General features: G+C 59.8%; 11 protein-coding genes. 2 read left to right on the forward strand and 9 right to left on the reverse strand.

Annotated elements, in window-relative coordinates; genetic code table 11:
• The first annotated feature begins 10 nt into the window (after window positions 1-10).
• Window positions 11-982, forward strand: coding sequence for a LysR substrate-binding domain-containing protein (locus tag ASB65_RS17715; RefSeq protein WP_060724864.1), 972 nt, complete (start codon window positions 11-13; stop codon window positions 980-982).
• A 16-nt stretch (window positions 983-998) separates the two neighbouring features.
• Here ASB65_RS17715 and ASB65_RS17720 read toward each other — a convergent pair whose 3' ends face one another.
• The 8 genes from ASB65_RS17720 to ASB65_RS17755 all read right to left on the reverse strand — a co-directional run bounded on the left by ASB65_RS17720 (window position 999) and on the right by ASB65_RS17755 (window position 10,865).
• A complete protein-coding gene (locus ASB65_RS17720; RefSeq protein ID WP_060724865.1) occupies window positions 999-2,351 on the reverse strand; it encodes an LLM class flavin-dependent oxidoreductase in 1,353 nt (450 codons plus the stop codon).
• Between the two features lie 45 nt (window positions 2,352-2,396).
• Complete coding sequence (locus ASB65_RS17725; RefSeq protein ID WP_060724866.1) at window positions 2,397-3,992, reverse strand: ABC transporter substrate-binding protein; 1,596 nt, start codon at window positions 3,990-3,992, stop codon at window positions 2,397-2,399.
• A 40-nt stretch (window positions 3,993-4,032) separates the two neighbouring features.
• Window positions 4,033-4,383, reverse strand: coding sequence for a DUF3088 domain-containing protein (locus ASB65_RS17730; RefSeq protein WP_060724986.1), 351 nt, complete (start codon window positions 4,381-4,383; stop codon window positions 4,033-4,035).
• Window positions 4,384-4,802: 419 nt separating this feature from the next.
• The gene (locus ASB65_RS17735; RefSeq protein WP_060724867.1) at window positions 4,803-6,392 is read right to left on the reverse strand and encodes an ABC transporter substrate-binding protein; all 1,590 of its coding nucleotides are present in this window, start codon (window positions 6,390-6,392) and stop codon (window positions 4,803-4,805) included.
• Between the two features lie 26 nt (window positions 6,393-6,418).
• Window positions 6,419-7,627, reverse strand: coding sequence for a M20 aminoacylase family protein (locus tag ASB65_RS17740; RefSeq protein ID WP_060724868.1), 1,209 nt, complete (start codon window positions 7,625-7,627; stop codon window positions 6,419-6,421).
• Window positions 7,628-7,718: 91 nt separating this feature from the next.
• Window positions 7,719-8,903: an LLM class flavin-dependent oxidoreductase gene (locus tag ASB65_RS17745; protein ID WP_060724869.1), complete on the reverse strand. Its 1,185-nt coding sequence runs from the start codon at window positions 8,901-8,903 to the stop codon at window positions 7,719-7,721.
• Window positions 8,894-9,790: an NmrA family NAD(P)-binding protein gene (locus ASB65_RS17750; protein WP_060724870.1), complete on the reverse strand. Its 897-nt coding sequence runs from the start codon at window positions 9,788-9,790 to the stop codon at window positions 8,894-8,896. The genes ASB65_RS17745 and ASB65_RS17750 overlap by 10 nt, the downstream gene beginning before the upstream one ends.
• A 7-nt stretch (window positions 9,791-9,797) precedes the next feature.
• Window positions 9,798-10,865: an ABC transporter substrate-binding protein gene (locus ASB65_RS17755; RefSeq protein WP_060724871.1), complete on the reverse strand. Its 1,068-nt coding sequence runs from the start codon at window positions 10,863-10,865 to the stop codon at window positions 9,798-9,800.
• A gap of 357 nt (window positions 10,866-11,222) precedes the next feature.
• Between ASB65_RS17755 and ASB65_RS17760 the strand changes: the two genes are divergently transcribed.
• Entirely contained in the window at window positions 11,223-12,530 is a 1,308-nt protein-coding gene (locus ASB65_RS17760; protein ID WP_020813150.1) for an NtaA/DmoA family FMN-dependent monooxygenase, read from the forward strand.
• An 83-nt stretch (window positions 12,531-12,613) separates the two neighbouring features.
• Here ASB65_RS17760 and ASB65_RS17765 read toward each other — a convergent pair whose 3' ends face one another.
• A complete protein-coding gene (locus ASB65_RS17765; protein WP_060724872.1) occupies window positions 12,614-13,642 on the reverse strand; it encodes an LLM class flavin-dependent oxidoreductase in 1,029 nt (342 codons plus the stop codon).
• Between the last annotated feature and the right edge of the window lie 272 nt (window positions 13,643-13,914).

The raw sequence follows: 13,914 nt of genomic DNA on the forward strand, positions 1-13,914 counted from the left end.
AGAAACAGCAATGAGAACGGAGTTTGTCGCTCCCGCCGGGAGCCGGACGGCTTTTCGCCTGCCGACACTTTCCCGGCTGCCGCCGCTGACGGCCTTGCGCGCCTTTGTCGTGGCCGCCCGCCACGCCAGCTTCTCGCGGGCGGCGGAGGAACTGCATGTATCAACCGCTGCCATCGGCCAGCAGGTCCGCATTCTCGAAACCCATCTCGGCCAGCCGCTTTTCAGCCGCCAGCGCGGAGAGTTGCTGCTGACCGATGCCGGCAGCGCACTTTATCCCGGCCTTGCGGATGCCTTCGAGACCATGATCGGCAGCCTTTCCGACCTGATGGTTTCGAACGCCAGACCGCAGCTGAAGGTTCTGGCCGAGGGCTGCTTTGCCGCCCGCTGGCTGGCACCGCGGCTGGGAAGTATCGTTCCGGCGCTGGGAGACGTCGAGCTTTCCATCGAATCCCTTGATGGTGAAACCATCGACCTCACCCATTTCGACGCCGATTGCGCGATCGTCGCTACTTCTGCGCAAATTCCGGGTTTCATCCATGAGCCACTTTTCACCGACCCGGTCAGCGCCGTCTGTGCTCCGGACTTCGCAGCCCGCCATGGGCTTGCAGGCGAACCGGAGCGATTGCGGGATCTCGGCTTTGCGATGCTGCGCGGCAATGGTCTGGACCCGGCATTCGAATGGGCAAACTGGCTTCGCGCCTGCCGCATTCCACTCCGGATTTCGGCGACGGGTCCCCGTTTTTCACGCCAGACCGCACTGATAGAAGCGATCTCATCCGGCCACGGCATCGGTCTTGTGCGTCACTCGCTGATTTCCGAAGACCTGAAAACCGGGCGCCTGATCGCCCCCTTCGGCGCGCCGCAGCCGACCGCCAGCCGTTATCACCTGTTGACCAGTCCTGACAGGCGGCGGCTGCCGGAGGTTGCATCTCTACTCGCTTTGTTGCGCGAGGATATGCGCTCTCTTGAGGCCGCCGCCTGAACACGCCCGTCCCACCTCAGGCGCGTTCCCTTTGCAACTCTCTGGCCGCGTAAATGTTCTCCGGTCGGGGCAGGCCATAGTGGTCACGCAGCGTATCACCCTCATATTCCTCGCGGAACAGACCACGCCGTTTCAGGATCGGAACCACCTCGTCCACGAAGATATCGACCCCGCCGTTCAGCCAGGGCGGCATGATGTTGAAGCCGTCGGCCGCGCCCTCACGGAACCAGGTTTCTATCCAATCCGCCACCTGTTCCGGCGTTCCGGAAATCACCTTGTGCCCCCGTCCGCCGGCAAGCCGGTGCAGCAATTGCCGGATCGTCGGGTTCTCCCTGTCGATGACGTCGAGAACCAGTTGATGGCGGCTGCTATCCGCCTGCGCCCGCGTCGCCTCGACTGCCTCTTTCGGCAAAGGCTTGTCGAGATCGGCGGATGAGAGATCGATGCCGGTGATGCGCTGCAATTGCTTGAGCGAAAAGGCCGGCTGGATGAGATCGTTGAACGAAGCCTCCAGCTTGCGCGCCTCCTCTTCCGTGGAGGCGATGAAGGGGCTGATGCCCGGCAGGATTTTCACATGGGCGGGGTTACGCCCGGTGGCTGCAACCCGCCGCTTGATATCGGAGTAAAAAGACCGCGCACTCTCCAGAGTCTGATGCGCGGTAAAGATCGCTTCGGCATAATGGGCGGCAAAGCCGCGCCCTTCCTCCGAAGAGCCGGCCTGCACGTAAACCGGCCGTCCCTGCGGTGAACGGGGCACGTTCAGCGCGCCGCGCACCCGGTAAAATTCGCCGTCGTGATTGGCGGGATGGATGCGGTCGGTCTCGGCAAACAGACCGCTCTCCTTGTCTGCGACGATGGCGTCATCTTCCCAGCTATCCCAGAGCTTCGTTACCACGTCGACAAATTCAATGGCCTGACGGTATCGATCGGCATGCGGCGGGTGCTTCTGGAGGTTAAAGTTACCGGCCGCAGCATCGGCCGAAGTCGTCACGATGTTCCAGCCCACGCGGCCGCCGCTGATATGATCGACCGAAGCGAACAGCCGGGCGAGATTATACGGCTCATAATAGGTAGTGGACGCCGTGGCGATGAAGCCGATTTTTTCCGTGACGGCGGCGAGAGCCGAAAGCATGGTGATAGGCTCCAGCCGGTGGCGGGCGGCATAGCGGATATTGGCGTCCAGCACCGGCGCATCGGCAAAGAAGATGGCGTCCAGCTTTGCTGCCTCGGCCTTGCGGGCAATATCCTGATAGAGCTTTATGTCGGTGACGCGGTGGGGCTCCGAGTCCGGATGCCGCCAGGCCGCCTCATGATGTCCGCCCGGATAGATGAACGCATTGAGAACCAGCTTTTCGGATTTTCTGCTCATGGAAATGACCTCTTCTTCGCTCTACGAACCGAAAGGTGAGGAGGCTCACGCCTCCTTCGTCACCCAGGCCTTGGCGAGATTGCCGCTCAGCCCCTCCGCCCCGGTCGCATAATCCTTGATGCGAACGCTGCCGACGACCGGCTGGATGGGTGAGACCAGATTGATGACGGGAAGATCCTTGGCGACAACGGCCTGAAATTCCTTGAAGAAGGCGGCGCGCTTCTCGATGTCAGGATCCACCGCCGCCGCTTCCAGCAATCGGTCGACTTCCGGATTGGCGTAATGGCTGGCATTCGAGAACGGCAGGCCGATCTTGAAATTCTTGCTCCAGTAGACACGCTGCACGCCGGCCGTCGGATCGAAGGTATTGGAGAGGGATTCCACCGAAAGATCCCAGGCGCGGTCGGTATAAACGACCTTCACATAGGTGCCGAAATCGAACTTCTGGATATCCGCCTCGATGCCAATCTTCGACAGCGCCTGCGCGATGAAATCCGAATAGGTCTGCGGATTGAACGGGTTGGTGGTGACCCTGAGCTTGAAGCGCTTGCCGCCGTCCTTGCGCGGAAAGCCTGCCTCATCCAGCAGTTTTTCCGCCAGCGCGATATCGAATTTGGCAAAACCGATATCGGGATTGTGGAACTTCGCAAGGCCGGGGCTGATCGGCGTCGGCGACGGCACGGCATAACCGTAAAGCACGGTATCGATGAGCGCCGGAACATCAATGGCATGGGCAATCGCCTGCCTGACCTTCAATTCCTTCAGATATTCGTTCTCAAGATTGATCACCAGCTGGTTCTGCTGGCCGGCATAGGCATAGATGCGGTCATCCACTTTCAGCGTCGGGATGGATTTCAGCCGTTCCAGATCGGCAAGAGCCACCGGGTTGGGGCCAATGTCGCCTTCCCCGGTTTCCAGCGCCGCCGCGCGCGCGCCCGCATCATTGATGAGGCGGATGATGACGCGGTCGAGATAAGGGCGCGGCGTATCCCAGTAATCGGCATTTTTCTCCAGCAGAATATGGCTGCCCGGCACCCATTCCTTCAGCACGAAGGGACCGCTGCCGATGATTTGCGCCGGCTTCGGATTATCAGTCGGTTTGAAGGTCTCGAAGATGTGCTTCGGCACAACAGGCGATTCCGAGGAGGCGAGCGCCGTGATCAGACCCGGCGCCGGCTTGGAAAGTTTCACCTTCGCAACAAGCGGATCGGAGGTATCGACGCTCTCGACATTTGCGAAAGTCGCCCGGCCACGCGGATGGGCCTCCTTCAGCCGCAGGATGGAAAATGCCACATCCGCCGATGTCACCGGTTTGCCATCATGGAATTTCGCCTTTGGCTGCAGGTGAAAGACATATTCCAGCCCGTCGGCCGAAACGCTCCATTCCCTGGCAAGGCTCGGCTTGGGCGAAAGCTCGTAGTCATAGGTCAGAAGCCCGTCATAGATCTTCGAGCCGATGAATTGCGGGCCGCCCGCGCTCGTATTGATGGCCACAAGCTGGGTCGGCTCGGGAAAATAAACAATCTTGAGTGTGCCGCCCGAAACCGGCTCTTCGGCGGCGGCAAAAGAACCGCCCGGAAGCGCCACGAATGCGCCGGCGGCAAGTGCAATTTTATGAAACTGGCGTCGGGAAAAGGTCATGTCTGTCTCCGAAAAAATCCGATATGCGAGGTGCGGCAGCTTAATGCAGCTGCGGGAACCCGTGGCGCTCGGCGAGGATTTGCAAAATACGTTTGGTGTCCTGAATGAAGTGCGTGTCGCCCCTTGTGGTCGCGTCACCGGGTGCATCGCCAGCAAAGATGAGCAGCGGCAGCGACTGGTTTTCCTCCCCCACGGCGGCGATGACCGCCTCGCGCGGGCGCTGAAAACCGACTCGGTGAATATCGATGCCGGCGGCAAGATCCGGAAAGGCGGCAAGCAGGCCTTCGATCTGGTTACAATGCGGGCAGACGAAGCGGACACCGGGGTGCTTTGGGTCCTCAAAACCGGGGGCGATCAAAAAAAGCGTATCCTTGGCCATGGCATCCATCATTTGCGGTGAGATTTCCAGCGCACAGTGCAGGCGGCCAAAGCGTGGGTCCAGAAAGCAATTCTTGCTTTGAAACGAAGAATTCCTTTGCGCTAAATTATTGATGAAACTTATTTTTTCGAAATTTCCACTGGTGACATCGCCGTTTCGGCCGACATGTTTCATGCGCAAAGTTTTTCTCGAAAACGGGCGTGCCGCGCGAAGGCGCAAAAAGGATGGAGGGCGAATTTCGACAATAAAAAACCCGGCAGAATTGCCGGGTTAATGTTGATGATCGCAGACCCCCTCTTCCGTCATGCCGGGCTTGACCCGGCATCCAGCCACGGCGCATCTGTGCCGTTAAGAAACTCTCTCGCGATCAAGGACTTGAGTGCGCTGGATCCCGGATCCAGTCCGGGGTGACGGAGTTTGGATGAAAACGCTCACTCCTTCTTCCAGGCCGTCGCCAGATCCCCATAGGCGATGTCGATGGTCGTCACGAGGGACTGCAGACTGGTGTTGCGTAAAATGACTGTCGGCAGGGCGACGATCGAGAAATTTGGCAGATCGTCCCCGGTGATTTTCTGGATGTCGTGGAACTGCCCGGCCCGCTTCGTTTCATCCACCTCGATGGCAGCGGCACGGAAGAGATCATCCACCTTGGGGTTGTTGTAGTGGGCGGCGTTGACATAGGGAGCGGGGTTCTTGATGCCGTCGGACCAGTAGAGGCGCTGCACGCCCGCCGTCGGATCGAACAGCCGGCTGATGCCGTTCACCGTCAGGTCAAAACCGCGCTCCGTATAAACGCGCTTGATGAAGGTGGCGAGATCGCCTTCGACGATATCCACCTTCACGCCCAGTTTGCCGAAGGATGAACGCAGATATTCGGAGGTCTTGCGGAAGACGTCTGACGGCAGGAAGGCAAGCCGCAGCGAAAAGCGGGTGCCATCCGCGCCCTTCGGATAACCGGCCTTGTCCAGCAACTCATTCGCTTTGGCGAGATCAAAGGGATAGGTGAAGGGCTTTTCGTCATTATAGGCAGTGAAGACCGCCGGGATGTTTGAACCGGCTGGTTTGGCCGTACCGAAAAAGATGGCATCGTTGATGAAATCGCGATCAACGGCATGGGCCAGTGCCTGCCGGACTTCCTTCTTCGCGAGGATCGGGTTCTCCAGATTGAACTCGAATATGGCGGCGTTGTTGAGATAGGCGTCGGTATAGACCTCCACCGCAAGTTTCGGATTCTGCCGCAACCGCTCCAGATCGCTGTAGGAGACATCGGCGGTGTAATCCGCCTCACCGGTTTCGACCGAAATGGTGGTGGAGGCCGCATCGGCGACGAAGCGCGCCACGAAACCGTCGAGATAGGGCAGATCGGCCTGCCAGTAATTCGGGTTCTTCTTCAGCTTCACATAGCTGCCGCGTTTCCATTCCTCAAACACGAAGGGGCCGGTGCCGACAGGCGCGTTGCCGTTCGGGCTCTCATTGTATTTTTCCGAGGTATAGGCATGAGCCGGCAGAATGGGCGTTTCGCCGCCCGTCAGCGCCCTCAAGAGATAGGGTGCGGGTTTGGAAAGCACCACCACGGCCGTCAGTGGATCGGGCGTTTCGATATCGGCAACATTGGCAAAGGTGATGCGTCCGCGCGGGCCAACCTTCTTGAAGGCCAGCAGGGAAAATTTGACGTCCTGCGACGTGAAATCCTTGCCATCATGCCATTTGACGCCCTTGCGCAGCTTGAAAGTGTAGCGCAGCCCATCGGCTGATGTTTCCCAGCTTTCGGCCAGAACCGGATGCGGTTTGAACTCGCTGTCGAACCGTACCAGTCCTTCGAGGATTTTCGTGGAGATGGCACGGGTTCGTGTGTTGGAATCGGAAAGCGGCACCAGCGTCGTCGGCTCGCCAAGGCCCGCAAGGGTAACGATCCCGCCTTTCTTCGGCGTTTCCGCCGCCAGCACCGGCAAGGACGGCAGCAGCATGGCCCCGGCAAGGGCAGCACTCAGAAGCAATGTCTTACGTCTTGTAATATCCATGGATGTTTCCTCTTGCAGACTTGTTTTTAAAATTTACAGGCAGCCTTCAGCCGGGTCTCCACCAGCCGGGCAAACAAGGTGGCGCCGACGGGCAGGATGTCGTCGTCAACGATGAAACCGGGATTATGGGCGGGCACGGTGCCGGAATGACCGAGGGTGAAAAATGCGCCGGGTGCGTGTTTCAGGAGATCGGCGAAATCCTCGCTGCCCATGAAGCGGCCAGGCTCCGTGGAAACGCGCTCGTCTCCCAAAACCTCGCGCGCCACGCCAGCGACGATATCCACCGATGCATCATCATTGGTCAGGACCGAGAATATGTCGCGAATATCCACCTCGGCGGTGGGGCCATGGGCGGCAGCAACGTGATCCGAGATGGTGCGGATGCGCTGCCTTATGGTTTCGCGCACGCTGTCGGAGAAGGCCCGCACAGTCCCGGCAATCGCGGCCGTTTCGGGAATGACGTTATAGGCTGATCCCGCCTCGATACGCGTGATCGACAACACGGCGGGATCGGTCGGCGACACATTTCGGCTGACAATGGTCTGCAGCGCCTGGATAAGCTCACCCGTCGCCGGCACCGGATCGCGAGAGACATCGGGATGTGCCGCGTGAGCGCCCCTGCCCTTCAACCGGATATCGAAGAAATCCGCTCCTGCCAGAATGGTGCCCGGCGAAACCTTCAGGTGATTGGGCGCGGCATGGGTGGAATTGTGCAGCCCGTAAATCTCGTCAACGGGAAAATCCTTGAACAGCCCGTCGGCAATCATGGCGCGTGCGCCGCCCAGCCCTTCCTCGGCCGGCTGGAAAATGAACACCACCGTACCGGCAAAATCCCGGGTTTCCGCCAGATAGCGGGCGGTGCCGAGCAGGATGGTGGTGTGCACATCATGCCCGCAGCCGTGGAACTTTCCGGGATAGACGGACGCATAGGGCAGACCGGTTTCCTCCGGCATCGGCAGGGCATCCATATCCGCGCGGAGCCCGATGGAGCGGTTGCCCGCATGACGGCCGCGCAGCACACCGACCACGCCGGTCTTGCCATAACCGCGATAGACCTCGATGCCCCAGGAAGCGAGCTTTTCAGCGACGATGCCGGACGTGCGCACCTCCTCGAAACCGATTTCGGGATGCTGGTGCAGATCGTGGCGGATGGAGACAAGTTCGGGAACATAGGTCCCGATCCGATCAAGGATTTTAGGAGCAGGCGTTTTGATGGGATCGACGGCGATATTCACGGTATCTCCTCAGGGCAAAAAATATCGTTTTCGCAATCGGGCGATTGCGAAGGGTTGGCTTCGGATATGGAAAATCAGGGCTGGAAAGACGTCAGAGCCTCAGGCCAGCCTCCTTCATCAAGGGCAGAATGCGCTCGGCGAAATAGTCGAGGTCTTCGCGGAAATCGTAGAAATTGAGCTGAACGCCGTCGATCCCTGCCTTTTTAAGACCGACAAGCTGCTCGACCACCTGCTCGGGCGAACCGATGATTTCGATATTACCGCCGAGATTGCGCCCCTGCTTGTGGCGCGCATCGCCGCGTCCGCGCCAGGCATGCGCGTCGCTATCATAATTATTGGTGGCGAAGGCGCGGGTGCCGGGCTGCGGTTTTCCGGCCTCGATGGCATCGGCATAGGCTATCGCTTCCTTCTCGGTGTCGCGGCTGACGATGATCGGATTGATGATCGTCTTCACCTGCCGGCCATAGGCTTTGGCGCGGTTCTTGACGGTGGCGACATGATCGGGAAGCGTTTCGAGCGCACTGTCTATATGCGCACCACCTGGCGAGGTGACGAAAACCAGATCGGAATGACGGGCGGCGAAATCGATACCGGCGGGCGAACCGGTCGCCGTCACCAGCGACGGGCGGCCGAAGGCGGGCTTCGGCGTGATCCAGCCATTGTTGATCGCCCAGGGATTGAGCTTGCCTTCATAGGAGAAGTTTTCGGTTTCGCCCCACAGGCGATGAAGCACATCGAACAATTCTCCGGCCATATCGTAACGCTTGTCATGGTCGATGCGCTGCCAGCCGAACATTTCATGCTCAACGGCGCGGTGGCCGGTGACGATGTTGATGCCCCATCGTCCTCTAGCAATGTGATCCAGCGTCGCGCCATATTTGGCGAGATGCAGCGGATGCAGAGGCCCATAGAGCACATGGATGGTGGAGATCAGCAAAATGCTCTTCGTGACCGCCGCCATGGCGCCGAGCGCAATGAAGCTGTCGAGCGAGGATTCGCCGTCATAACCACCCTTGGGCAGCCATTGCGTTCGGCTGAAAGCAATCTCGAAACCAAGCTCTTCCGCACGCTTCACCAGTTCGACGTTGTAATCGAAGGTCCAGCTGTTGCTGGTCGGCAGGCTGGAAAAATTGATGTCCTGCAGATTGAGGAACAGGCCCAGCATCAGCGGCTGCTTTACCGCGCGGCTGAGCGGGCTGTCCTCGAAATCGGCCGGGCTTTTCAGTTCAAGACTTTTCAGCTCGGGACCTTCGGGCAATGGAACAGTCAGCGCCATGTCTTTTCTCCCTCGGAATTTTCGCCCTGCGGGGCGGTCGCCGCCAGCCGGGCGCGCAGATAATCTTCGACGCCACGGGGCAGTTGGCCCGTAATCTGATGGGTGGTATCGGTGACAGATGCCGCGAGACCTTCGCGGATGAGTTCTCCGAATTCACCGATCGCCGTCTGTTCAAACGCACCGAGATGGGGCGGAAGGGCCGGGGCGGCATGATGGGAAATCCCGACAGGGCGATGCAGGATACGCGCCGCGATGCGGGCGATTTCCAGCGCCGTCAGGGCTTCGCCGCCAGTCAGCACAAAAGTACCGGAAACCGGCGCGCTTGATGTCAGGGCGTGAACGGCGACATCGGCAATATCATCGGCATCAATGAAGGAGACGGCCGCATCGCCAAAGCGGGCGGGCACATCCTCCCCCTTGCGCAGCGCGGCGACAACGGGCTCCAGCGCAACCTGCATCCAGGCGTTCGGCCGCAGCACCGCATGCGCGATGCCGCTTGCGGCCAGATGCTGTTCCACCTCTGCATGGGCCGCCCCCGAAATGGAGCGTGCGGCATTTTTAATGGTCCAGTCGGAACCGGATATTTTCACGATCCGCGACACACCGGCGGAAAGAGCGGCATCGATGACCGCCTTCTGGTCCGCCGCCAGCGTCTCTCCGATGGGGGAAAGCAGGAACAACCGGTCTATTCCCCGCGCAGCTTCTTTCAGGCTGGCAGGATCGGAAAAATTGCCTTCCGAAATATCGACCCTGTCGCCCCAGAGCTTCAGCGCATCTTCTCGCCGGCGGGTCAGCACGCGAACCTCTGCGTGATTTTGCAAAAGACGGCTGACGACCCGTTGCCCGAGCTTGCCGGTTGCACCTGTCACAAGAATGGTGGATGCCATGGCTCCCTCACTTTCCGGCGCTGTGTTGCGTGGCGTCTTGCAGTAAAGAAAGGGCGCGTGGATCAGCCCATTCCTGCACGTCGAAATCTTCGGGGATGAATTTCCATTCCAGCAGGAAATCCTTGAAGTGGCTGAGCGCATCCAGCTCGGTCGGATCGAGATCGAGCCTCAGATTGCGATGCACATCCGCCCCATTCGCAGCCAGAACCGCCTCCTCGCTGACGCCGATCTCGCGGGCGATGAAACGCACGGCTTCGGCCGGATTGTGATTTGCCCATTGGGCGACACGCTGAACCGTAGCCACCAGTTCCGCCACCAGATCGGGCCGCTCATCGGCAAAGGTGGCGTCCACCGTTAAGGGACGCGGGGTGCCGTTGTTGATGCGGATTTTCGGATCGGGGTGAAACCCCGTCGACACCACGACCTGCGCGCCGATGAGATTGGCGACGGTGACGCCTTCCGCTCCCTTGACGAAAAACGCGTCGATCTGGCCCCGGTGCAGCGCTGCAATTTCTTCGCCATAGGGAAGCCGCCGGCGCAGACCGTGAAACCGCTCATCCGCTGGGCCGAGCAACACCGGTTCTTTAGCCGTGAGATCGACAAGCTCGACCTCCGCGACGGAGAGACCCGAGACCGTCAGCGCCGACACGATGCCCTTGAGCGATGTGGCGCGCTGGAAATCGATGGTTTCGTTCGGGCGCTTCGGCAAACCGATGCGCCGCCCCTTCAGGTCGCTGCCCTTGCTTATCCCGCTTGCGGGCAAGGCAATGACGGCCTGGAACTCATCGGTTCTCGTCAGCCCCACCAGCCGGGTTTTCCGGCCACCGGATTTCGCCCAGATCGGCGGGATATTGCCGCCCTGACGGAAGGACCAGTCCAGACGATGGTCGAAATGGCTCTGGCGAATGGCCGGGTCGGCCGCATCACGAATGGAGGAAACGGAGATGCCATGGGTGGCGAAACTTTCCTCAATCCAGCCGAGTTGCGCCGCGATGGAAAGCGGGGTGGGCGCCGGGCAGCGTGTATACCACACGGTTACGGGTTGGGTTACCTGGCGAAGGGCGGCATCAGCCATGGCGTTCGTCCTCGAAATTGCGATCTGAACGGCACGCTACACGTCATGAAATATTTTCTATAGATAAAGTGTACTATTTCAGGTGCGATTGAGGAAATTCGTTTCCATCTTGTCACGTCTTCACCGGGATGACGGAATATCCTTTCGATGGCGGCCGGATTTCGGGTCGGATTATCGCCCGGACTCTATCCGCTCTTTAAGTCCACTGCAGCTTGGCTGCCGCTACTGATGAAAGTTTTTCTTCTCCGAGCAGCAAGGATTTTTAACTCGCGGCCCGAACCCCGGCTGTTACGCTTTCATGCAATTGCACCGGCCAAGGCCGGAAATCCCAGCAGACCGAGAAGAAAAAGTAAAAGCATGAGCAAGACCAAACGCCGGCTCAATCTCAATGTCGGCATCAACACGACCGGATACCTCGCCAACGCCTGGAAATACCGGAGCGGAGATCGGCACGACATCAACGAGATCGGATATTACCGGCGGCTGACGGAACTGGCCCACAAGGGCCGTTTTGACGCCGTTTTCCTTTCCGACCATCCCGCATTGCTGACCGACCCGGCAAGCCGGCCGTTTCACACCATCGATCCGCTCATTCTCTCCACATCACTTGCCGCGCAGGTGCCGGATATCGGCTTTGTGGCAACGATATCCTCCACCTATAACTCGCCCTATAACTTTGCCAGACGGACCCAATCCATCGATCTCGTCACCGGCGGACGGCTGATCGTCAATATCGTCTCCTCCTTCAATCCCAATGTCGCCGCCAATTTCGGCAACGACCCGCTGCCGCCGCGCAACGAGAGATATGCCAAGGCCACCGAATTTCTCGATGTCGCGAAAAAACTCTGGTCGAGTTGGGATCCGCGCCGCGAAGGCGAGGTGCCAGAAGAGCGTTTCTGGGATGCGGCGACGGCCGAAACCATCGATCACGAGGGGCAATATTTCCATGTAAAAGGGCCGCTCAATGTTCCGCGCGGACCACAGGGGCATCCCGTCATCGCGCAGGCCGGCGCCTCCGAAGGTGGCATCGATCTCGCCGCACGCCATGGCGAGATCATCTATTGCAACATATTGTCCCGGCCGGCGGGCCAGGCCTTCGGCAAAAAGGTCCGCGACCGCGCTGCCTCCCTCGGCCGCGATCCCTCCGGCATCCGCATCGTTCCCGGCCTCGTTGTCATTCTCGGCGAGACCCGGGAGGAAGCGTTGCGCAAACACGAGCTATACAGTGGAGCCGGTTCGGAAGACGGGCTGCTGGCGCGTTTCGCCAGGGAAAACGGCATTGATCCCCGCGATTTTGATCCCGATGCAAAGCTCGATGCAGAGCGTTTCATCCCGGACCAGAACCGGCAGTGGGCGGTGGGCATGGGGCTTGGCCTTTCCGACCTTTTGACCCACGAAAAGCTCACAGCCCGCGAGGCCGTACGCCGTTCGGAGGGACACCACCGGTTGCTACTCGGCACGCCAGAAGATGTGGCGGATGGCATTATCGATCTCTGGCAGGATGGCACGGTGGACGGCTACACCCTGCAGCCGCCGCGCGCGCCAGACGATATTGCTGAATTTGTCGAAAAGGTCGTGCCAGTGCTGCAGGATCGCGGTGTTTACCCGCGCGAATACGAAGGCGCGACAATACGCGACCGCTATGGCCTGCCCTATCCCGACTGAATAGGATGTGGCGCAGGTAAAGCGCCACACGTCCATCTATCGCCGCTTCCCGCTGGAAGCGGGAGTGGCGGGAACGGGAAATATTATTGGCCGGTCACCACTTTCAAAACGGGCCGCCCGCCGGAAAGCTGCGGCAGGACGGAAGCGAAATCCGTGACGATCTGGCGATAATCTTCCGGCTGGAACTCATAGGGTAGTTCAAGACGGAACTCCGAGACGAGCGGCAGAACGGGATCGCGCGACAGTTTCTCCAGAATTTCGTCCGTCGTCCCAACGATATCGGGCAGGAAAAGCGTGCGGCGCGCGCCATGCGCCGTGGTCGTACGCTTGTCGCGCTCGGCGGCGAATTCCTCGTAACGGCGGCGGGTCGCGGGGCTGGCGCTATCCGTCGGCAGGATCACGCGCCCGAGAGCAACACGCGGTTGACGCTCATGCGCCCATTCCTGCCGGAAGCGGGCAACGAGAGCAGCCTGCGCAATCAGAAAATCATCGGTATTTTCACCGCTGACGATATTGCCCGTCAGAAGATTGAACCCTGCCTTGCCCGCCCAGCGGGCGGAATTCTGAGATCCGCCGCCATACCATAACCGATCCGACAACCCTTCGGCGACGGGCCGCAGGCGCGGCACCTGCGCACCGGCCGCATTGCCCGCTTCCGTCTCGCTGGACAGCGGTTCCGATCTCAGAGCCCTCGCCAGCTTTTCGGCGCGGGCATGGCTGTAATCCGCATCGGGAACCGTATCGACATAATCCGAAATGAGATGGGCGAAAGGCGGCGCGCCCACGGAAACCCCGACATTCAGCCGCCCACGCGACAACACATCCACGGTGGCCAGATCTTCCGCCAGCCTGAAGGGATTTTCGTAACCAAGCTGAATGACGGCGGTGCCTAATCCGATCCGCTTAGTGCGCTGCGATGCCGCTGCAAGAAAAGTGGCCGCCGAGGAAACGCCCCGTTCCAGGTGGCGCTGGCGAACCCAGGCGCTGTGATACCCCAGCGCCTCCCCGGCCTCGAAAAGCTGCAGGGTTTCTTCCAGCCCCTGCGCCGGATCGTCGTCCTGATAATTGCCGGGAACGAGAAAAGCGAAGTGGGAGATATGGGAAAGGGGCATGGTTGTGCATCCGGAAACGAGTGTTGAAGCTCAGCGGCGCAGATGCAGCCATCCTTGTTGCGGGACAGCCGTTCAATGCGGCGCATGCTCACGCAGAATGCATGATGACAGGCACGGCTGGCACGGCATGTTCGTTTATAGTCCCGGTAATTGTTGAAAGATCATTGCGCGATTCAATAGTCTACTAAAATTATGGATTAATTCGGTGGGCATAGGCCGCGCCCACGCGTCCCGTCAGATTTTCTTCTGCGAAGAGATAAAATCTCCCGCAC

Origin of the sequence: Agrobacterium tumefaciens str. B6, from assembly GCF_001541315.1 — a bacterium.
GTDB classification, from domain to species: Bacteria; Pseudomonadota; Alphaproteobacteria; order Rhizobiales; family Rhizobiaceae; genus Agrobacterium; species Agrobacterium radiobacter.

Excerpts from the sequence above, each read along its gene's own strand:
- ASB65_RS17715 (WP_060724864.1), top strand. The coding sequence starts at position 11 with ATGAGAACGGAGTTTGTCGCTCCCGCCGGGAGCCGGACGGCTTTTCGC.
- ASB65_RS17720 (WP_060724865.1), bottom strand. The coding sequence starts at position 2,351 with ATGAGCAGAAAATCCGAAAAGCTGGTTCTCAATGCGTTCATCTATCCG.
- ASB65_RS17725 (WP_060724866.1), bottom strand. The coding sequence starts at position 3,992 with ATGACCTTTTCCCGACGCCAGTTTCATAAAATTGCACTTGCCGCCGGC.
- ASB65_RS17730 (WP_060724986.1), bottom strand. The coding sequence starts at position 4,383 with ATGATGGATGCCATGGCCAAGGATACGCTTTTTTTGATCGCCCCCGGT.
- ASB65_RS17735 (WP_060724867.1), bottom strand. The coding sequence starts at position 6,392 with ATGGATATTACAAGACGTAAGACATTGCTTCTGAGTGCTGCCCTTGCC.
- ASB65_RS17745 (WP_060724869.1), bottom strand. The coding sequence starts at position 8,903 with ATGGCGCTGACTGTTCCATTGCCCGAAGGTCCCGAGCTGAAAAGTCTT.
- ASB65_RS17750 (WP_060724870.1), bottom strand. The coding sequence starts at position 9,790 with ATGGCATCCACCATTCTTGTGACAGGTGCAACCGGCAAGCTCGGGCAA.
- ASB65_RS17755 (WP_060724871.1), bottom strand. The coding sequence starts at position 10,865 with ATGGCTGATGCCGCCCTTCGCCAGGTAACCCAACCCGTAACCGTGTGG.
- ASB65_RS17760 (WP_020813150.1), top strand. The coding sequence starts at position 11,223 with ATGAGCAAGACCAAACGCCGGCTCAATCTCAATGTCGGCATCAACACG.
- ASB65_RS17765 (WP_060724872.1), bottom strand. The coding sequence starts at position 13,642 with ATGCCCCTTTCCCATATCTCCCACTTCGCTTTTCTCGTTCCCGGCAAT.